The organism is Exiguobacterium sp. GL_137 (assembly GCF_057834585.1).
Window position 1 is genome coordinate 2,604,303 of the sequence record NZ_CM174406.1, and the last position, 21,320, is coordinate 2,625,622.

Below are 21,320 nucleotides of genomic sequence, written 5' to 3' on the forward strand. Positions count from 1 at the left end.
TATTCAAAAATTAAAAAACTAACTATTGTAATCCCAATTTCTTCTCGATTTTTTACTTATAATTAGAATAAAAATTTCTTTAACAACTGAAATTTGGAGGAAAATCAGCATAATAAAACTTATAATTTGAAACATTAAATTAAAATTATAAAAGACGTTTAAAAGAGCCAAAATAAACATATATATTGCTAAAATGTATTGAGGATAGGTAACAAATCCAGTCCAGTATTTTTTGGAGAACTCTGTTCTAACAATAAAAAATACTATAAATGATACTGCGGTAACTACCGCAGCTCCTACAGCTCCAAATTTAGGAATTAACAAAAATGCCAAAATTAAATTTACGGCCAATGTTATTAAACTAATCCATATGCTTATATTGCTTCTCCTAGAAAAAACTATTCCAAGAACAGTAGTTTCACTCATCGTATACATAATAGGCTGAATACAAAGTAAAACTATTAAGTATTTCGCATCTTCGTACTCTGGAGATAACATGAGTATTATGTAGTCTTTTGTTAAAAGAATCATAAAAAAAACTATAGACATTCCAAATGCAACAATTTTACTAACTAATTCAAAATATTTCATATTCTTATTTTCCATATTCCATCTATATGCGGTAGGAATCCAAAAGTTAGAGAAGCTTACTTGTAAAACTGCTAAAATTGATGCTATCTTCAACGCTGAAACATATATACCTATTTCTTCAAAGTTACTCCAATTTTTCAAAAAAATTCTATCTAATGAAATTATTAAAGTGTAGATACTTGTAGAAATAACTAACGGAAAACCAAAAGTAAGCATTCTTTTTAATAATTTCACATCAAGTTTAAATGACCATTTTTCGCTAAATGAAGTTATAATCCAAATACATAAAATCGTTGTCGAAATTATTTGAGCAAATATGATTGGATAAATTACTATTAAAAAGTTATTTTTCAACAGATTAATACAAACAAAAGTAAAGATAAGTATTAATAATTTTGATAGTATGTTAAAGGCTGAATAAGCTATTGCTTTTTCTTGCATTCTTAAAAAAAGCAATGCAAATCTTTCGATCACCATTAAAATAATACAGCAACCAAATAAAATGCTAATTTCATTATATGAATCGTCACTAAATAAAATATATGAAACTTTCTCACTAAAAACATACAAAAATATTAATAAAATGAAAGAAAATAGTATAGGAATCATCATTGCATTTTTAAAAAGATTTTCTTTGTCTTTCTCCTCGTGATATTCTCTTGTATAAGCTTGATCTATGCCAAAATATGAAAAACTCAGAATTACGCTAATATACAATATAAACATATTTCCTATTCCAAAATCTTCTGGTGATATATAAAATGTGATAATAGGTATTGTAATAAATGAAAGTGCAGCAGCACCTACCGGGCCTATAGAAAACGCCAAAAATTTCATTATAAGTTTTTTCATTTAGATACTCTTTCAAGTAATTCTTCATTCTTTTTAATAAATAAATCAAAAAAAGCCTTATAATTTTTATCTGCATTAAAATTTTCTTCCCATTTAGAACGCGCCATTTTTCTAAGTAGATTTTTATCTTTATAATTCATTTCCATAACTTCAATAATTTTTTTTTCAAGATCGTATATTCTAAAATCTTTTGAAATAAGAAAACCATTTATTGTATTATCTACAATTTCATTAGTGCCGCCAACGTTAGTAGCTATAACAGGTATACCAAAAGACATTGCCTCCATAATAGACACTGGCAATCCTTCAGTTTCACTTACATTAATAAAGATATCGTAGTAATTATTTTGATAAGCTTTCATAATATCTTCATTTGCCAAATTACCGTGAAGTGTATAACTTACATTTTTTTTATCTCCAAGTTTTTCTTTAGCATAACTTTCTAATTTATCTTGTAAGTCACCACCACCATAATGATCCCAATGGATTTCTTTATCACTTTTAATTTTAGTAATAGCATCAATAATTAGTTCTACTCTTTTAAGGCTTACAAGTCTTGAACAAGAAACTATACTAAAATTTTCATGTTTTCTATTTTTATGATTTTGGATACCTTTTTCTAAAGTTCCTAAATAACTTATATGGATTTTAGAACTTATTTCTTTGTACTTGTCGATAAGGTGATTTCTACCATTAGAAGAAACTGTGTAAATTTCATCTAAGCTTTTCAAAGTATGCATTCTTAAAGGAATATAACTATTGTTATGTCGTTCTTCATATATATCAAATCCATGACCTCTAGATATCGCAACACTTTTTCCTTTAAAATTTTTATTTAGTTTAACAGCGATATATGATTGAAAATAAAGCCAATAAGAATAAAATATTACATTGTCTGTATCTTCAAGATTATTTTCAATCCACTTTTTTGCGAATAAATAAGATATGTTACTCTTTGATATATATGATAATAAATGGATTAATGTTTTTAAGTTTAATTTTTTTAATTTTTTTAATAAATATAACTCTTTATAAAAATTAAAATCTAATAAAGATAAAAAACCATATAAAAATTTAAGTTTTTTATCGTTTTCTCTAAATAACTTATTCATTGGTCTAATTACAATAATATTTTCAGATACATCTCTAGACATCCGATCTTTTCCAATATAGTTTGATAAAATAATTACTTTGTCAAACTTACTGTAGTAATTAGATTCAGTTTCTAAAAAAGGTTCTCCTTTTCCGTAAGGAAACTGCTCATCTATCATGAATAGTATTTTTTTCGACATAGACTACACTTCCTTCAGAATAATTCTTTCCTGTACTTATTTTACTAAGAAAATGAATTGTTAATACTAAAGCTATATTTAAAATACTAAATGGTTGTGCTATCCAATCTAAAAAACTTGATCTCGGTATAAATAGCAAGGATTGTAAACACAATAATGCGAAAAATGTAAAAATCCATTTAGAGAATATATAGGTATTTAAATATTTTAAAACTATAGCTATGACAATACTTCCTAGAATGATACCTACATAACCAAAATCAAAATAAAGTTCTGCTACATATGAAGAACCCATTCCTATTCCGTTTAAATAGTTTATAGGATAATTTAAGTATGTTAACGTTGCTGAAAAACTATGCCCTCTTGTAGCCATTTCAATAGAATTCTGAGCAAACTGCTCATTATCAAACAAGGAAGAAAATACTATATTTTGAGTAATATAATTATATACTGTTCCAAAAGTATAATAAACTTCTTGCTTAGGAATCCTTTCTTCAAGTAAATATCCATGAGTAATTATTTCATTACTACTTCCCTGAGTAATAAAAAATTCTTTTATAATCTGAATCAAACTTACATTTGAAATCGAAAGGTCACGTCTTATATAATCGTATATAACAGAAAAAATAATTATTAGTGGGCATAAAATAAGAATTGTTATCTTTTCTTTAAATGAAAACCATTTTTCTTTGATATCAAGACTAAATGAATTTCTTAAATAAAAGTATACGAATAAAACAATTAAATTAAGAATAAATTCATTTCGTTGACCGAAACTTAGAGTCGCGACTGAGTATATCAAAAATACAATAATCGGTAATTTAGCTTCTTTTTTATTAGGTAGTGTCGCTAAATAAATATAAAATAATGGTCTAAAAGCTTCACTTATTTTAATTATAGGCAATGGAAATTTAGAGGTATAGTCAACATAGTAAGAAGTAAAATTTGATGATTTAACAAAAATACCTTTCTCTATTAAAATAAATAGTGCAGGAATAAAACTAATATACATTAGTTTTATAGAAATAGATCTTACTCTTTTTATATAGCTAGCATTATAATTAGTAGCTAGTTTGTTTTCATTGTCTCTTTGGAATTTATCAAAAAGATAATATGCAAAAAACAAACTATACTGACTTAATAAAAGAGTTATTATATTATGTTCAATAGAAAGTTGATCAAAAAATAGATTTGAATTAATACTACTTATTAGTTCCTCACCAGTAATTAACAATATTAAAGGCTTTGCTTCTAAAAACAAGAAGAAAGTTAGTTGGAAGAATAGAAAAAATATCCTACTTTCTAACTTCTCGATGCAATAGAGAACATTATGAATTACAAAAAGTAAAACTGAAAACAATAATCCATTAACTTGATCAAATAAAATACTAGTTATTACTACAATATTCAATATCCAAAATAATATTATTCTTGAAATGAAAATGCTAGATGTAGAAATTTTATATGTCATTTTTTTTATCCTTTTCAAATACCTTGATTAATATACATTTTTACTTCTTTCATAGATAACTCCATCGAAGAATTTTCTTCGAAAAAAGTTCTAATGTTCTTAATTACTTCTTTTTTATCTTCCTTGTAAGTCACTTCATAAAAATCGATTACGCTTTCAAACTCTAATGGTGATTCATCTTCTGGAACATATAAAACATATTTATAATTTTTATTTAATATGTCAATTTTGCAAGAATTGATTATAGGTATTCCTTTTGATCCATATTCTCTACTTTTTAAGGAACTTAATACAGTAATATTAGTTCTATGCCTTGCTAATGAATCAATAGCTAAATTACATTCTTCAAATAATCTATCTAGTTGCTCACCATGTAGGTTTCCATGGAAAATTATATTTTCACTCAAGTTAAATTCTAATGTCATTTCTTTGTATTTTTTAATTTCTGGTCCTTCTCCAACGATATGAATTTTGATTTTATAAGCTGTATCTACATTTTTTTCGTAGAATTTTTTTAATCCTTCAATTGCTCGTTCATATCCATGCCAACTTCGCATAGATGCTACCGCAATAATATTTATTTCGTTTTTAATTAGATTTGTATTTTTAATAGGTTCAGTATTTTCAAAAGAAAACCCATTTATTGTTTTTATAGTTGGTACTTCAAAAATATAATCCTCGTGATAATACGTTACTATCCGATCAACATATTTTTTTAATTTTTTTCTATAATACATATCAATATTTAACTTTATTTTATGACCAGTTGAAGTACTATATTCATTTTCGTATGGATAAGTTGGTACTTCAATTACAATTTTATCGGCATCATTTTTGATGTCTTTTAACATTTTTATGAAGTTCATGCCACTCAAATCATATCTTATGTAACATGCCTTATACTTTTTTTCACTCAATATTTTCTTTATTTCTTTGTATTGTTGCTGCTTATAAATCAAGTTTTTTAAATAATAGTTGTTTACTTTCTTTACTTCTTTCAATACTTTAATCAATTCACCTTGAGCATTTAGTAAAACTATAAAATTATCTTGACGTGCAATAATTTCAACATCATTTTTTTCATTTTCAAGAACTTTACTTTGATTTATAATTTTTTTGTTCACACCATGATGGTTTTGATTGAAATCTACAAATGCTATATATAATATTTTATTCAATTATCATTCTCCACCTTTACTTTATTTAAATAAAATTTTTGTAACCATCTTGTGTTTTCAACGATATCAAATCCTTGATCAATAATTTGATTTGAAGTGTCTATACGTTTATTATTTTCAAAGGCTTGTTTAATCTTCAATGTCCAACTTTCTAAAGAATCATTTAAAGAAACATAACTTACTCTTTTAGTCAGATTTGTTTCTTTAGTTATCTCGGTAGAAAATACACACGGAAGACCACTTGCTTGCGCTTCTACAGTTACTACTGGAAATCCTTCAAAAAGAGAAGGCATAACAAAAACATCAATTGCTTGTAAAATACTTTCTACGTCGCTTCTGCTTCCCATAAATAACACCTTATTTTCTAAGCCTAACTTTTTCACTTTATTTTCTATCGTTTGTTTTAGTGGACCTTCTCCTACTAATAATAATTTTGCGTTTTCATTTTCTTTTTGAAAAAGGTTAAAAACATCTATTAAAAAAGAATGATTTTTTTCATGATAAAACCTTCCTACATGTCCAATCACTAAATCTTTTTCTAGTTTATATTTTTTTCTTAATGTAGCTCTTATTTCATTTGAGTATTTAAACTTATTAGTGTCAACTGCATTTTTTAAAATTTTTACATTGTTATTTTTAATTGTATTTTTGGAAAATAACCATCTTGCTGCATTTTGGGAACATGCAAAATAATCTGTTGCAATCACACCTATAGGGATTTGTAAAAAATCTGTGATTAGGCCTAAAAAACCTTTTTTAGACTTAGATAAATGACTATGTGCAATTAAGGTTTTAGTTCCATTTTTCTTAGCAATTGGCATATAAATTGATGCTGTATTAGTCATATGTCCATGTACAATAGAGTAATCATGCTCTTGAAAGAATTTTTTCAAATCAGCAATGTAGTTACTTATTTTGCTATAATATACTTTTTCTTCTGATTTAATTGGAGTCATCTCGAAAATATTACCACCTAGTGCTCTAATTTCTTCGTTATACTCTGCTTCTTTTCCATAATGGCATAAGAAATCGAATTGTACTTTATTTCGATCGATGTTTCGATATATATTCATAATTAGTGTTTCTATTCCTCCCCTATCCATTCTACCTACTACATGTAATACTCTAATTGGATATTTCATGTTTCACCTCGAACCTTCTGTCAATTTAACTGAATTTATAAAATCCACTTCTTCGGAATTTTCCCTTAAATTTTCTAGCAACGCTTTAGAATAAACTAAATCACCATACACCTTATTAAAAGTCTTATTATTTCTAAAAATAATCATCAAAATCTTTGCTAAAAATTTTGACGTGTACATTTTTTGTTTATTATTCTTTTTGATTTCATAAATTAATTTTGTGGTAGAGATATAATCTTTATTTTGAGGAAAGTATGTGTCACTTTTTTCTTTGTCTATTATTATTTTTAAATACATACACAAGTTATCGATAAATAACATACTTCTTTGGTTTTGAACTTCAGGGAACAAAAAATTATACCTTGCAATTTTTTTCAAAGCATCATAATTACCTGGACAATCTCTCCCGTAAATCATTGGAGGTCGAACTATAGAGATTTTAAATTCTGTTGATTTGAGATCGCTTATTTTATTTTCTCCAGCTAATTTACTTTTTCCATATAATGTTTTAGGAGAACATACTGTTTCCTTGTTGATTTCAGTATTATTATGTAAAGAACCTTCAACTCCATATACTGACATACTGCTTAGGAATATAAAATGCTTAACCTTATTCCCCTTAGCTTTTTTTGCTATTTCATACGTTAAATCTTTATTAATTTTATAATATAGTGATTCATTTATATTGTTTTCCTTTTGATGAACTATTCCAGCAACATGTATAATGACATCGTATTTTTTAAAATCTTCAAAAGTCCATTCATTGTTTTTTACACCAGTCGTTTTAATAGAAAAAGACTCTCCATAGTTTCGTTCCAACCATTGTTTTAAACTCTTACCTATATAACTATTTTTACCAGTAATTAAAATCCTTTTCACTATACTCATTCCTTTGTAACTGAAACTTCTTTTACAGAGATATTTCCCGTACCGCCCTCAACTACCCCATCACTCTTCAGGACGCTAAAAATCGTTGCGATAAAACAACGTGTATCCATCAAGATTCCCATTCTTTGAATATACTCTCCATCAAGCTTGGCTTTGACTTCAATCGGTAATTCATCTCGACCATTGATTTGCGCCCAACCTGTCAAACCGGGTAACGTATCATTCGCTTGATATTTATCTCGCTCGTCGATCAAATCATATTGATTCCACAACGCCGGACGTGGCCCTACAAATGCCATCTCACCTTTCAAAATGTTAAAGAGTTGTGGCAATTCATCGAGGCTTGTTTTTCGTAGGATTTTACCGACACGCGTGATGTACACATCTGGATCCGCTAACAAGTGGGTTGGTGTATCATTTGGTGTTTCGATATACATCGTTCGGAATTTTAGAATATTAAAATGATTTTTATTTAGACCGACTCGTTTTTGCTTAAAGAATACTGGCCCTCGTGACTCCACCTTGATGGCAGCCATGATGAAGATAAAAACAGGAATCAATACTAAGCAAGCAACGAAGGCAATCGAAAATCCAAGTGGACGTTTGATTTTTAAGTAGTTCACATTTCATTCCTCCTTTTAGATATCGTTCGTCAGACTAGGTTTTCTTCACGAACCGCAACATCATTCGCAATATCGAGTAAGACGTTTCTTAATTGCAGTGGTGCATTCTTATGGCGATCCACTATTTTTAGAATGTTTATGACTGGTTCTTTTTGTCGAGTTCGACCAACAAAGATTTTTGGATAAATTGCTTCCGGATCCACTTCGCCATCCTTTAGTAGTTCTTCATACATTTTTTCACCCGGACGAATCCCTGAGAATACGATTGGCATCTCATCTTCTGTGAAGCCACTCAGTTCAATCATATTTTTTGCGAGATCCACAATCTTGACCGGTTCACCCATATCAAGGACAAATACTTCTCCACCATCCGCTAAAATACCGGCTTGAATGACTAACCGACTTGCTTCCGGAATCGTCATAAAGAAGCGCGTCATTTCCGGGTGTGTGACCGTAACTGGTCCCCCCGCTAAAATTTGTGATTTAAACAGTGGAATGACAGAGCCACGACTCCCCAGTACATTTCCGAAACGTACGACCGCAAATTTTGTTTTGCTGCGACATCCCAGTTCTTGAATAACCATTTCCGCAATCCGTTTTGTGGATCCCATGACGTTTGTTGGATTTACGGCTTTATCGGTTGAAATCATCACAAATCGTTCTGCTTCGAATAAGTCAGCTACTTCGGCAACATTTTTTGTCCCGTACACGTTGTTTTTAACTGATTCGTACGGGTTCGCTTCCATTAATGGCACGTGTTTATGCGCTGCTGCGTGAAAAACGACCTGTGGTTTATGTGTCGCAAACACTTCTTCGAGTCGCGTGCGATCTTGGACATCCGCAATGATTGGGACTAAGTTAATCGGAAACTGAAGTCCGCGTAGCTCTCGTTCAATCAGGTAAATACTGTTTTCACCATGACCTAGCAGTACAAGTGTAGTTGGATTAAATTGAATGATTTGTCGGCAAATTTCTGATCCAATCGATCCACCGGCTCCAGTCACAAGGACCGTTCGTCCCTCGATTTCAGATCTAATCCCTGAAATATCGAGTTCAACCGGTTCACGACCAAGTAAATCTTCAATCGAAACGTCTCGAATCGCACTGACAGAAACTTTTCCTGTAATCAACTCTTCAATCATCGGCAATGTTTGAACGTTTTTACAAAGCGTTTTCGCTTCCGTGATCAGTTCAATCCGTCGTTGTTGCGTCAATGACGGAATTGCAAGCACAATCGCTTCAATCCGGTGTTTTTCGATGACCGACTTTAAGTTCGCTGTTGTCCCGACCACTTCAATTCCTTGGATCATGAAATGCATATTTTTTGGATCATCATCTACAAAGGCGACTGGCTTTAACTCATGAAACGGTGACGCATACAATTGACGGACTAACGAGCGTCCCGCTCGTCCAGCACCAATCACCAGTGTCCGTTTACGTGATTTAACCATCCGGCGGGGTAATGCATATTTGCGCCAATGCTGTCCAATACCAAGTAATCGTAAAGCGACACGAATTGCTCCAAGCAATAACAAGGAAATACAAAAACTAAGAATCGTGATGCGTTCAAGCACTTGGTCGAACACAAATATCTGATAAACCATCAGTCCAATCGAACTGGCACCGAGTGACAAGGACAAGGTCAGTGCCTCTTGGATACTGGCATACTTCCAGTTGACACGATACAACTTCATTAAAAAAGCCAATGTGACGAACAACAATGCAAAGACAGCAGCTGATTGAAGCAGTAGTTTACTATCAATCAAATCAAACAGTTCTTTCGGGTATAAGAAGAAGTAGGTGAATCCCATCGCAACCCCTAAGGCTACAGCATCAATGCAGGCTAATGTCAACGTGCGGTAATAATAGTAGAATTTCAAAGGACACTCTCCTTTCTCGTTTTATGATTACAGCATTTTTCAGACTAACGAAGATGCCTTCGCCCGTTCTGCGAGTAAGTCTGCCATCATCTTAGCAACGTCGTCTCCAAGATCATCGCGTTTTAAGGCAAACTCGAGTGTCGTTTGAATAAATCCTAGTTTTTCCCCGACATCATAGCGCTTGCCGTCGAATTCATAGGCAAAAACCCGCTGCATTTCATTCAGTCGTGTAATTGCATCCGTCAATTGAATCTCACCGCCGGATCCGACTTCCTGTGTTTCCAAGTATTTAAAAATTTCCGGTGTCAGAAGATAACGACCTAAAATCGCTAGGTTCGATGGTGCTGTTCCTGGTGCCGGTTTTTCAACAAATGATTTCACCTTATGTAAGTTCTCTGAGATGCTCGTGCTTGGATCGACAATACCGTAACGGTGTGTATCTTTATCCGCAACTGGTTGAACGCCGATGATTGAACTGTTCGTAATCTCATACTGTTCAATTAATTGCCGGGTACATGGAACATCGGCTTGGACGATATCATCCCCGAGCATGACGACGAACGGTTCATTACCGATAAATGCTTTTGCCTGTAAAATTGCGTCACCGAGTCCTTTTGGTTTCGATTGACGGATGAAATGGATATTGATGTTCGTTGTCGCTTCGACGAGATGCAACAGCTCCGATTTATTTTTTGCGATTAAATTCGCTTCCAGTTCCGGCACAGAATCAAAATGATCCTCGATCGCCCGTTTTCCTTTACCGGTAATGATTAAAATATCTTCAATCCCCGATTCAATCGCTTCTTCAATGATATATTGAATCGTCGGCTTATCGACGATTGGCAACATTTCCTTCGGCATCGCTTTTGTTGCCGGTAAAAAACGTGTGCCGAGCCCGGCAGCTGGAATAACAGCCTTTTTGACACGAGTCATGATACCCCTCCTCATCTCATTTAATTCTCCTATAATATAATTAATTTGGAATTCTTTATGTAATTTACATTAACACATCCATCAATGACACTTCTATAAAATTTTCCATATACCTAAAATGTAAACGATATCATCGAAAAAAGAGAGTGTATTTCCACTCTCTTTACAATTTCTTGACATTACACCTTTTATACCCACTGACCTTTCCAGTTTTTTTCAACCGGATTCGGAGGATTAATTGTCACGAGTTGGTTTAAAAGAACCGCTTCATTATTTTCATAAATTTCTTCATACAACCAGTCTTCTAATTCATGCTCCAAATATGTCCGGCATTGTTCCCAATAAAACGGGCGTTTTTCAGTATGGTGGGCGTCTGATGCCACAAGATGCGCCAAACCGTTTTCGAGTAACGCAACGGCAAATCGTTGGACATCTTTACCGTACTTACCGATCAGGCTGGCACATGTCACTTGGCTGATTGCCCCGTTTGAAATCAAATCAAACAACAATGTCGGGTTTTGAATGATCGCTTTGTTTTTTTCCGGATGAGCGATGACGGGAACATAACCATCTGAAATCAATTCGGCAAACATTTGTCGTGCATACGACGGAATTCCGGTCGAAGGAAACTCAATCAGTAAATAACGGGAATTCGCGAGAGGTAGCGCTATGCTCTTTTGAACTTCTTCGATTAAATCCCCCGTCAAACGAATCTCATGCCCGGGGTAAACAACAATCGGAATATTTCGTTGATGGAGTAAGACGTTTAGTTCATCGACGGTCAGTTTCACATCGACGTCTTCCGTCTCAAACTGCGGATGAAACAGGTGAGGTGTCGCAATGATTCGTGTGACACCTTCACTCGCGGCCTGCTCTGCCAGCTGTAACATTTGCTCGACACTCGCCGGACCATCGTCGACCAGCGGTAATAGATGACAATGAAGATCAACCATAATGGCACCCCTTATTCATAGGAATAATAGTATTGATACGCTGAATCATCCGTCAGCTCCCGGCGGTTCAAGACGACACCGAGAATCTTCGCTTCCGCCAGTTCGAGTTGTTCTTTGGCCTTTAAGACCCGTTGACGATCTGACGTCATACAGCTGACGACCAGGACGACTCCGTCCGTCAATTTAGACGTGATCCGGCTGTCCGCGACTTGAAGTAGCGGGGGTGCGTCCAAGATGATGACATGGTACTCTTCCCGTAATTTTAAAATGAGGTTTTCCATTGATTTGGATGATAACAATTCAGCCGGGTTCGGTGGGATTGGTCCTGCCGTCAGGATCGATAAATTTTCGATTTTTGTCGGCATGATTGCTTTTTCAAGTTCCGCTTGCCGCGTTAACAAACTGGATAGACCAAGACCGTTTGCGACACGGAACGTATAATGCACGGTCGGGCGGCGCATATCGGTATCGATGATCAGGACCTTTTTTCCTTGCTGCGCATATGCGACAGCAAGATTAGAAGACGTTGTCGATTTCCCTTCGCTTTGTGTGGCTGATGTCACGAGTATGACTTGAATCTCTTTATCCACTGCCATGAATTCAATATTTGTCCGGATGGTCCGGTATTGTTCTGCAATCGGCGACTTCGGTTGAGTGACCGTAATTAAATTACGGGCATCTTTGTTCATCTTATTTTTCTTAGCCATATTGTTTTGCCGCCTCCCGTTTTGCTGCTTTCGCTGATGACTTAAAGACTTTGCTGTCGATATCCGGAATACTTCCTAAAACAGGCAGATCAAGAATTTGCTGAACCTGCTCCTCTGTCCGGATCCGGCGGTCAAGCACTTCACGTAAGAAGGCAAGGCCTACTCCCAATAAGAAGCCCACCACTGCAGCGATGGCTGTATTTAAAATAATGTTTGGACTGACCGGAGCTGTCGGAATGCCTGAAACAGATAACACTTTGACGTTATCGACATTCATTAAATCCGTAATGTCTTCACTGAACACGCTCGCAACTGAGTTTGCGACGTTCGACGCAAGAGCGGCATCCGTATTCTGAACGGAGACGTTGATGACTTGCGAATTTTGTTCACTTTCAACGGTGATCATATTGTTTAAGGCGTTAATGCTAGTGGGAGCATTTTCCACTTCTGCCTGGACCTTTTCGAGAATGGCCGGACTCTTGATGATGACGCGGTATGTATTGACAAGTGTGACGGACGATTGGACTTGTGAAGCATCAATCACATCGTTTTCCTGTTTTTTCGGTGTGACTAAAATTTGCGTACCGGCTTGATATGTCGGTTTGATCAAAAAGGTACTGACGGCAAATGAGATGACGGCTGCGACGATGGTCAATGCGAGAATCCGCCAAAGCGATTTTCTCAAAATTGAAAATAATTCCTGTAAGCTGATCGTTTCATTCATAGTTTAATTATTCTCCTTTATTTGTCTAATACGGTGTCTTTTTTCATCAACTAGAACTCAGTATAACAAAAAATTGGGAAATGGTTGATTAAATTTCAGGAAATAACATACGTTTTTTGAAATTTGTTGCGTATAATAAAGAATGACATGTTTCGTTTTACATGAATTTCCGGATATCAACATAGGAGGAAGATCTTCATGCATCGCTCTCTACAAGCCCTTCAATACTATACATCGCACTCGGAAGAAGAAATTCGTCGCCTTCATGAACGGATTCGTTTAAGCCTTGCTTCGACAGAATCGTTAACGGATACGATGATTCGTTTGACCGGCCAAACACCACTTGTTCCATTCAAGCAGGATACAGTGACCGCTGAAGAATGGTCAGCTTTTTTAGCCGGCAAACATCATCATGAATTGGCTGATTTTTATGGAACACTCGTGGCTCGTCCGATTCTTGAGGAAGATGGCCCTGTCGAACCTAAAGAGGACATCGAAATTGCTCCAGCCCTATCGCGGACGCACCGTGAACCAGAAGCCATCCGTCGAAACAAAGTGAAAACCCGACCAGAACAACGCATTAAAAGAAAAATCCCTTGGGGTTGGGTTGCTCTATTGATTTTATGTTTCCTTCTTGGTGCCGGTGGAACATATGTCTATTCCAATTACATCGCGAGTCCATCTTCCAGCAAACCGAAGTCAACAATCGAACAACCGGTCACTGTTGAAAAAGAAAAGAAACAAACAAAAGAACCAACGCCGGAGGTCAAAGAAGAATCAAATGTACTTTACGTCAAAAGCAGAAACAGCAATATCTACAGTGACTCTGCCTTGACCGATCTACTTTTTGAAGCTGACTTTGGTGACGGTTACCGGGTTCTTGAAACGACCGACTCTATCAGTAAGATTGAATTGACGGATGAATTGACAGGTTATATCAAAAATAACGATACGACGAAGTCTTTAAAAGGAGACGCGATTGCTGACGAATCCCTATTGACGTGGGTCAATGACAATCTCGATACAAGCTTCGTCACCGAGACGCTCATTGACCTTATCGGCAAAAAAGCCGAAGATTTAAATAGTACTTATGGTCCACCGGAACGGACGTTTTCCGATGAAGTCAACACGTATCTGTTTTACGGAACTCATTTTTTTACCCTTCAAAATAACAAGGTCATTGCGATTGACTGGGCTGAAACAGCCATCACCAATGCTGAACTAGCGACACTCGCTCCTCTCCAACTCGAAACAGAGACGACTGGTCTTGTGACTAGTAATTCTTATCGCCTGCAACGGTTTGAACAAACAGAAACAAGTACCAGCCGGGTGCGATTGGCTGAACAAAATCTATAACAGTAAAAGGGACAATCCATTTTTCGGATTGTCCCTTTTGTTTACTCCAGACCAAGCGAGTAACGTAATGCGGTTTTCGTTTGGGCCAGTGAATCATCAGTCGGATGCCAGTAATAAATGCCATCCGCTTCTTTTCCACCTGTTCCTTCAAGCTTTAAATTCTTTTGATTTTTAAACGCATCCATGTAATCAAAGGCAAGTGTCCGCATCGGTTTGAATGATACATTTGTCTGAGCATTTTTACCTACGACATCCATGATCGCATTGAACTTACTGACGGAAACATCCGATGATAATTTAGCGACAACTTGTTCGATGACTTGGCGTTGACGCATTTGACGACCGAAGTCACCACGCGGATCTTCATAACGCATCCGTGTATACTTCAAGGCTTCATCACCGTTTAAGTTAATTTTTCCGACCGTGAACTGTTTATCGCCGACTTTGAAATCTAGATCGTTATTAACAGTCACTCCACCAACCGCATCAACGAGTGAGGTGAATCCTTCCATATTGATTTCTGCATAGTAGTTGATTGGAATATCGAAAAACTTCTCGACGGTTTTAATCGCCATTTCCGGTCCACCAAACGAATAGGCATGGTTGATTTTATCATTTGTCCCCTTACCGACGATCTCAACTTTCGTATCGCGTGGGATACTGATCAAACGACTTTCGTTTTGTGTCGGGTTGAGCGTCATGATCATAATCGAGTCGCTTCGTCCGTTTGTTTCACCTTTACGACGATCGACACCCAGCAATAAAACAGACACCGGTTTTTGTTTCTCGACGACTTCGTCACCCGTATTTTTGATTGGCGACTGGATCTTTTTGACGGTTTGATCAACCTGATAATACGTGTAGCCGATAAACCCTCCGATTCCGATGACCAGCACTAGAGCGATTAACAGCATAACCTTTAACGGCGTCCAGCGCTTTTTGACTTTCCTTCTTTTTTTGACACGTTCCACTTTCCCACGTTCCCTTCTATTATACGTTGCTTGTTTCCTATGTAACTTCATGAGTTCTCGTTACTATCGGTCAAATAAAAACGATCTTACAGTCGAGTATACTGAAAATTACGGGCGAATTGTCAAAAACGGGAAAAGATGAAAAAAAGAGTCTACCGGATAGTAAACCCTTTTGTGCAAATTAATATGACATTTGACTTGAGACGATGTACGCTTTCTTTTTTGCATTGTATTCGAGCATGACAAATTTTTTCTGTTTTGTCGAAGTCGGGAAGACATATGTTTTAAACTCTGATTTAATCGCAAATCCTAAATCGATCTCCTGCTTAGTTTGGACAGATGTCATATCAATTGAGTCCAGTCCTGTCCATTCCCCTAATCCTTTTCCTGACAATACACCATCCAATTGTTTTTCAGTCATTCCTGTCTTAATTTTTGCTCCCTTTGCAAGTTTCATCTTACTTTCACGCGCGCCTGTCGAAGAGTCACGGAACAGATCAAGCGACTTCGATGTCAAACGATAAACCGAACTATTTTTCTTTGTCATGAACATCAGCGTCGTAATATCAGAAGGCACGATTTCCTTTTTGTCATAAAAACTATAAATCGTCGTCTTTTGACCTTGTGTCGTGCTCGTCGCCTCTGCTTTTTGCTTGAGGACGGTCATTCCGTTCTTTTTCGTTAATTGTTTTTTATAGTCTTTTCCGTAAAGAACTTTTGCTGCCTGTTCAATCGTCATCCCATTCTTCAACGTCTTGAATTGTGTCGTTACCTTTGTTTCTTGTTTCGTTGCCGCTTCTGCTGTTCCGGCGATCAGTGTTGATCCGGCGATTAATGCTGCGATTGTGAGTTTACTAAATGTTGTTTTCATGTGTAGTCGCTCTTTTCTGTTTTAGGATTAGTAGAGTTCTTGCGTACTCGATATATTTTCCATCCAATCGACACGATAGGTTTTTTTCTTTGAATCAAATGTCATATGGACTTGTAATCGTTTGTTCGGATGATTTGTCCGAAAAATATAGATTTTTGTTTTGCCTTCACCAAGACCCATTTTTTTCAGCTCTTGTTTGGAAAAGCTATGACTGAAGTCTGTTGTCGACCATGTCATCCAGTCCCCCAGACCTTTTCCTGTCAATACGTTGTCGAGCTGCTGCTCCGTCATATCGTACTGGACCTGTTTGCCTCGTTTGAGTTGTCGATCACTTTGCCGGACGCTCATCGGATTTTCCCCACTGAAATCAAGGGACCTTAATGCCAAACGGTAGACTTTATCTTTCGGCTTAGCTGCAAACAAAAAGGTCATATAGTTTTTTTCCTCTTTGCCGGGAACGAAGTACACTGTGAAGTCTAAATCCTTAGACGTCTCTTCTTTTGGTGACTTTTCCTTTAAAATCGTCCGTCCATTCTTTTTCGTCAGGTGTTTTTTATACGTCTTTCCATATCGTTGTTTCGCAAACTCGGCGATCGTCATGCCTGTCTTATACTTTGTAAAATCCGTCGTGACTTGTTTTTCCTGTTTCGTGGCCGCGTCGACCGGGATACTCACTACAGTCGAAGTCATGAGCGACACCAAGACCGCATATTTCAAAATTTCTCTTAGCATGAAAGACTGCTCCTTTTTACTTCATTTCAATCGGGAAGATAGAAAAGTTATCTAACTTATACTGCTTGCTCCGGCCGTCAAATCCCATCGTCATACTGATTTGTTTCTTTGGATTCGAACTTTTAAAGACATACATTTTAGCTCGTCCCCGGTAGTCATGCTCTTTTTGTTGCTGTTTGGTTTGAACAGCACGATAATTCCAAGACCAACGTAGCGCTACCATGCCCAATCCTTTACCGGACAAAAGCTGATCGAGCTCTGCTTCCGTTTCTTCTCCCTCAATATGTGTCACATGTCGGAGCATCCGAGTACTTTCACGTAAACCAGTAGTCGTATCTGCTACAAACTGCAGCGTCTTTTCCGTGAGGTAGTATGTTGTTTTGTTCTTCTTTGTGTAAAATTTAAGCGTCGTCACTTGGGGTAACGTCTTTGATTGGTCATAAAACGAATATTGCCGTGACCGATGACCTTGTTCATTCTTAGCCCAATCTGCTTTTTTCTTAAAGACCGTCGCTCCATTCGTCTGTTTTAAATGCTGTTTGTATGATGGACCGTACATGATTTTGGCGATTTGCGTCACGGTCAGACCGAACTTAAACAACCGGTATTCTTTTAATACGCGCTGTTCTTCCTTCGATGCAGCTTGTCCGTCGAGTGTCCCGCTCAAGCAGAGGACACCGATGACAAGGACCAGCACCAATTGTTTTAAACACTTCATGATGTTCCTACTCTCTTCATTTCAGTAATCGAACCGCCCGATCGGCATCGAGGCGACCGTATCCGTATGACGAATCATAGCCTTTCGCGCCAAGATCCTGTGCTGATTTTTTAAGGATCGCTTCCACTTCCGACGCTTTGATCGTCGGCTTCAGACTGTAGAGGAGACTCGCGACACCGACGACGTGTGGGGCTGCCATCGAGGTCCCACTCCAAAAAGCGGATTCACCGTCACTGAGATAACTCGGGATGTCTTGTCCCGGAGCGACTAAATCCAATCCCTTGCCATAGTTTGAGAACGACGACCGTTTATCGAACCGGTTCGTCGATCCGACCGAAAACGCATACTGGGACCGGGCCGGATACGACAATTTACTTTGTCCTTCGTTTCCGGAAGCGACGATGACGAGAACCCCTTTTCGCTTCGCATATGCGAGAGCGTCTTCGATAGCCCGGGATGAAAATCCACCGCCGATGCTGATATTGATGACTTTGGAACCTTTTTTAACAGCATGTAAAATCCCTTTCGCGATATCCGAGTTCGACCCGTAGTTGTCTTCGCCGAGCACTTTGATCGGAATGATCGAAGCCTTGGCATTGATGCCGGACATGCCGTACGTGTTATTGCTGTTCGCAGCGATGATACCAGCGACATGCGAGCCATGCCCGTGATCATCGATTGCCTGTTGCCGGCGGTTGACGAAATCGTAGCCGAGGTCCATCCGGACACGTCCGGCAAAGTCCGCGTACGTCGGATTGATACCGGTATCGATGACCGCGACGAGCACCGTCGATTGTTTCTTCCCGGCAATCCGTTTCTTCATCGCATCGAAGTTGATATCGGCGCCTTTGACGCCACCGCGTTGCCCTGTATTGTTTAGTGACCACTGATACGATTTGAAGACGTCGCCTCCGAGTCCATGCATGGAGCTGTCGAGCTCGACATACGCAACACTGTTCGATTTTGCGAGTTGCTGTTTCGCCGCCAATGCCTGCATGACCGTCCGGTACGTGAACTTGACGAGGCCGAGGCCGGCATCAATTGTTTCGTGCTTGACGGCTGCCGTTTTCACGGACAGTTGTTGTTTCTGGCTGTTCTCTCCTGTCATCTTGACTACGAGGCTGCTTGACTTCGCAACCGTACCCGATTGACCAATCGATTCCCGAAGTGGTTGCAACCGTTCAAGCTTAAACGGCACGACAAACGACGCATTTTTCTTCCCTTCGATTTCTATGTACTGACGACCACTCCAACTGAGCGGGAAGACGAGCGACTGATCCGTAACTTGATCATATCGTCCGTAAACCAGTTGTCGTTTGTAGTCGGATTGTGATTTATAAACGGTGACGGCTTCTGTCTCGTCGGCAGCAAATTTCAGATGGGTTCCGCCTGTCAGGTAGGTTTTCGTATCGAAATAAAATAATGCTTTTCCTTTACTGTCAAACTTGCCTTTGATATAGGCTTTCTTTGTTTTCGCGTCCAGCGTCGGTAATTTCTTTGCCCCGGTACCTGCTGCTTCTATTTGAGTCGGGATCATCGTCCCGAGAAGACCTGCTACTGTCAATCCTGCGATCCATTTCTTCATTTCTCCACTCCTTCATCCACCTTTTGACCTACAGAACCAGTATAATGGAAAATTTTACGCTAAACACCTAATTTTTACGTTTCGCGTAGATTTTTTTCTGTTTTCAAGTCACTTCACACAAAAGGTGGATCCGGCGTCAACCGGATCCACCTTTTGTTTCATTTAATGTAACTCGTCGCCCGGTCAGCATTCAGACGACCGGAACCATAGGTCGTATCATATCCTTTCGAACCGAGGTCCTTCGCTGATTTTTTGAGGATACTTTCGACGTCCGCTGACTTGATCGTCGGCTTGAAACTGTACAAGACACTGGCGACAGCGGCGACATGCGGCGCGGCCATCGATGTTCCGCTCGCAAAGGCAAGTTCTCCGTCTGCGAGATAACTCGGAATCGCGACACCTGGTGCGACAAGATCGAGTCCCGTTCCGTAGTTCGAGAACGACGCCCGTTTATCTGTCCGCCCTGTTGCACCAACGGAAAGCACATATTTCGAGCGTGCCGGATATGATAGATCCTTTTTGCCGGCGTTCCCGGAGGCGGCGACGATCAGTACATTTTTACTTTTCGCATAAGCCAGTGCCGACTCGACCGCCTTGGAAGAGGTATCGCCACCGAGACTGAGGTTAATGACTTTGGCACCTTTTTTCACCGCATGATTGATTCCACTGACCAAGTCCGACGTATAGCCGGCACCGTTCTCATCGAGGACCTTGATCGGAATAATCGAGGCTTTGGCATTAATCCCTGTCATCCCATACGTATTGTCACTTCCGGCTGCAATGATACCGGCGACATGCGACCCATGCCCGTAATCATCCCACGCCGTCTTCGAACGGTTGACGAAATCATAACCAAGATCCATCCGGACTTTCCCGGCGAAATCGGCATAACTCGGATTGATACCGGAATCGATGACCGCAACGAGCGTTGTCGACTGTTTTTTCTTCGCAATCCGTTTCTGCATCGCCGTCAGACCGATATCCGCTCCTTTCAACCCTTTTTTCTGACCGGTGTTCAGGAGCGACCATTGATGATGCTTGAAAGCGTCCGTTCCGAACGCTTGAATCGGCGTATCATATTCGACGTAGGCCGTCGCACTCGACTGCTCAAACTTTTGTTTCGCTAATTTCGTTTCCGCCGCTGAACGATACGTCAATTTTTCTAAACGCAATTCCGGAGCAAAAGCTTCGACAGACTTGGCACCAAGACTGCTGCTGCGTACCATACCCGCTTTTGTCTGGATGATAAGAGCCGTTGTCGTACTCGCTTTCGTTTTAACAGAGGAACTGCTCGTCGCATCAATCGGTTCGTAACGCGAGACACTGAACGGGACGGAATATGTATCGCCCGGGTAACCTTCTAAAATCAAGTACTGCCGTCCACTCCAGCTGAGCGGGAAATACATCGTCTCGTCGTTACGCTGGAAATAACGATTGTAGACGCGTCCCGCATCAATGTCTGCCTTACTCGTAAACATCGTGCCGTAGACATCCCAATCCAGTTCAAATTCAAGATGAGTTCCGTCCTGAACAAAGTCTTTGGCGTCCATGTACCAGATAGCAAATCCGTCTTCATCAAATCGTCCTTTCATCGGTGTTCCGGCATAACTGCCATGGAATGTCGGTAACGTTTTTGCTTGATTGATTTGTTTTGCACTGACAGTTTTTTGTGTTGTACCAGCAATTTTTTGTTGCGCGACGGCTTCCCCGTTTACGCTGAGTCCCATGAACAAACTCGCGGCAAGACTTCCTGCAATGATTTTTTTCATTCCTTCGCCCCTTCAATTGTCTTAGGTCTATACCCCTATATACCCGTTAATTTTGGAATAATGTGGAATATTAAAAATCATTTA

General features: G+C 38.1%; 19 protein-coding genes. 1 reads left to right on the plus strand and 18 read right to left on the minus strand.

The genetic code is table 11. From position 1 onward, the window contains the following. Positions 1-18 precede the first annotated feature (18 nt). The 12 genes from AC3IRK_RS13550 to AC3IRK_RS13605 form a co-directional block, all read right to left on the minus strand. A complete protein-coding gene (locus tag AC3IRK_RS13550) occupies positions 19-1,443 on the minus strand; it encodes a lipopolysaccharide biosynthesis protein (protein WP_489170088.1) in 1,425 nt (474 codons plus the stop codon). Beyond that, complete coding sequence (locus AC3IRK_RS13555) at positions 1,440-2,735, minus strand: glycosyltransferase (protein ID WP_489170089.1); 1,296 nt, start codon at positions 2,733-2,735, stop codon at positions 1,440-1,442. Before AC3IRK_RS13555 ends, AC3IRK_RS13550 begins: the two co-directional genes overlap by 4 nt. Then, on the minus strand, positions 2,704-4,206 hold the full coding sequence (locus tag AC3IRK_RS13560; RefSeq protein ID WP_489170090.1) for an O-antigen polysaccharide polymerase Wzy family protein: 1,503 nt from the start codon (positions 4,204-4,206) through the stop codon (positions 2,704-2,706). The genes AC3IRK_RS13555 and AC3IRK_RS13560 overlap by 32 nt, the downstream gene beginning before the upstream one ends. A gap of 14 nt (positions 4,207-4,220) precedes the next feature. Next, positions 4,221-5,384: a glycosyltransferase gene (locus AC3IRK_RS13565; protein WP_489170091.1), complete on the minus strand. Its 1,164-nt coding sequence runs from the start codon at positions 5,382-5,384 to the stop codon at positions 4,221-4,223. Continuing rightward, positions 5,381-6,526: a glycosyltransferase family 1 protein gene (locus tag AC3IRK_RS13570; RefSeq protein WP_489170092.1), complete on the minus strand. Its 1,146-nt coding sequence runs from the start codon at positions 6,524-6,526 to the stop codon at positions 5,381-5,383. The genes AC3IRK_RS13565 and AC3IRK_RS13570 overlap by 4 nt, the downstream gene beginning before the upstream one ends. A 3-nt stretch (positions 6,527-6,529) precedes the next feature. Continuing rightward, positions 6,530-7,405: an NAD-dependent epimerase/dehydratase family protein gene (locus tag AC3IRK_RS13575; protein ID WP_489170093.1), complete on the minus strand. Its 876-nt coding sequence runs from the start codon at positions 7,403-7,405 to the stop codon at positions 6,530-6,532. 5 nt (positions 7,406-7,410) lie between these two features. Beyond that, a complete protein-coding gene (locus tag AC3IRK_RS13580; RefSeq protein ID WP_489170094.1) occupies positions 7,411-8,037 on the minus strand; it encodes a sugar transferase in 627 nt (208 codons plus the stop codon). Positions 8,038-8,066: 29 nt separating this feature from the next. Further along, a complete protein-coding gene (locus tag AC3IRK_RS13585) occupies positions 8,067-9,917 on the minus strand; it encodes a polysaccharide biosynthesis protein (RefSeq protein WP_489170095.1) in 1,851 nt (616 codons plus the stop codon). A 39-nt stretch (positions 9,918-9,956) separates the two neighbouring features. Beyond that, on the minus strand, positions 9,957-10,850 hold the full coding sequence (galU, locus tag AC3IRK_RS13590) for a UTP--glucose-1-phosphate uridylyltransferase GalU (RefSeq protein WP_131972137.1): 894 nt from the start codon (positions 10,848-10,850) through the stop codon (positions 9,957-9,959). Between the two features lie 188 nt (positions 10,851-11,038). Next, a complete protein-coding gene (locus tag AC3IRK_RS13595) occupies positions 11,039-11,803 on the minus strand; it encodes a tyrosine-protein phosphatase (RefSeq protein ID WP_214853405.1) in 765 nt (254 codons plus the stop codon). Between the two features lie 11 nt (positions 11,804-11,814). Next, entirely contained in the window at positions 11,815-12,510 is a 696-nt protein-coding gene (locus AC3IRK_RS13600) for a CpsD/CapB family tyrosine-protein kinase (RefSeq protein WP_131972133.1), read from the minus strand. Then, on the minus strand, positions 12,503-13,234 hold the full coding sequence (locus AC3IRK_RS13605) for a YveK family protein (RefSeq protein ID WP_426354172.1): 732 nt from the start codon (positions 13,232-13,234) through the stop codon (positions 12,503-12,505). Before AC3IRK_RS13605 ends, AC3IRK_RS13600 begins: the two co-directional genes overlap by 8 nt. 198 nt (positions 13,235-13,432) lie before the next feature. Between AC3IRK_RS13605 and AC3IRK_RS13610 the strand changes: the two genes are divergently transcribed. After that, positions 13,433-14,590, plus strand: coding sequence for a hypothetical protein (locus AC3IRK_RS13610; RefSeq protein ID WP_489170096.1), 1,158 nt, complete (start codon positions 13,433-13,435; stop codon positions 14,588-14,590). Between the two features lie 41 nt (positions 14,591-14,631). Here the strand turns inward: AC3IRK_RS13610 and AC3IRK_RS13615 are convergent, their stop codons facing one another. The 6 genes from AC3IRK_RS13615 to AC3IRK_RS13640 form a co-directional block, all read right to left on the minus strand. After that, on the minus strand, positions 14,632-15,561 hold the full coding sequence (locus AC3IRK_RS13615) for an LCP family glycopolymer transferase (RefSeq protein ID WP_131972127.1): 930 nt from the start codon (positions 15,559-15,561) through the stop codon (positions 14,632-14,634). Between the two features lie 181 nt (positions 15,562-15,742). Then, complete coding sequence (locus AC3IRK_RS13620) at positions 15,743-16,432, minus strand: hypothetical protein (RefSeq protein ID WP_489170097.1); 690 nt, start codon at positions 16,430-16,432, stop codon at positions 15,743-15,745. Between the two features lie 27 nt (positions 16,433-16,459). After that, positions 16,460-17,164, minus strand: coding sequence for a hypothetical protein (locus tag AC3IRK_RS13625; RefSeq protein WP_214853415.1), 705 nt, complete (start codon positions 17,162-17,164; stop codon positions 16,460-16,462). 16 nt (positions 17,165-17,180) lie between these two features. After that, positions 17,181-17,882, minus strand: coding sequence for a hypothetical protein (locus tag AC3IRK_RS13630; protein WP_214853418.1), 702 nt, complete (start codon positions 17,880-17,882; stop codon positions 17,181-17,183). A gap of 16 nt (positions 17,883-17,898) precedes the next feature. Then, positions 17,899-19,467 (minus strand): S8 family peptidase, encoded by a 1,569-nt coding sequence (locus AC3IRK_RS13635; protein WP_489170098.1) that lies wholly within the window; start codon positions 19,465-19,467, stop codon positions 17,899-17,901. Positions 19,468-19,625: 158 nt separating this feature from the next. Further along, entirely contained in the window at positions 19,626-21,236 is a 1,611-nt protein-coding gene (locus AC3IRK_RS13640) for a S8 family peptidase (RefSeq protein WP_251138606.1), read from the minus strand. Positions 21,237-21,320 lie beyond the last annotated feature (84 nt).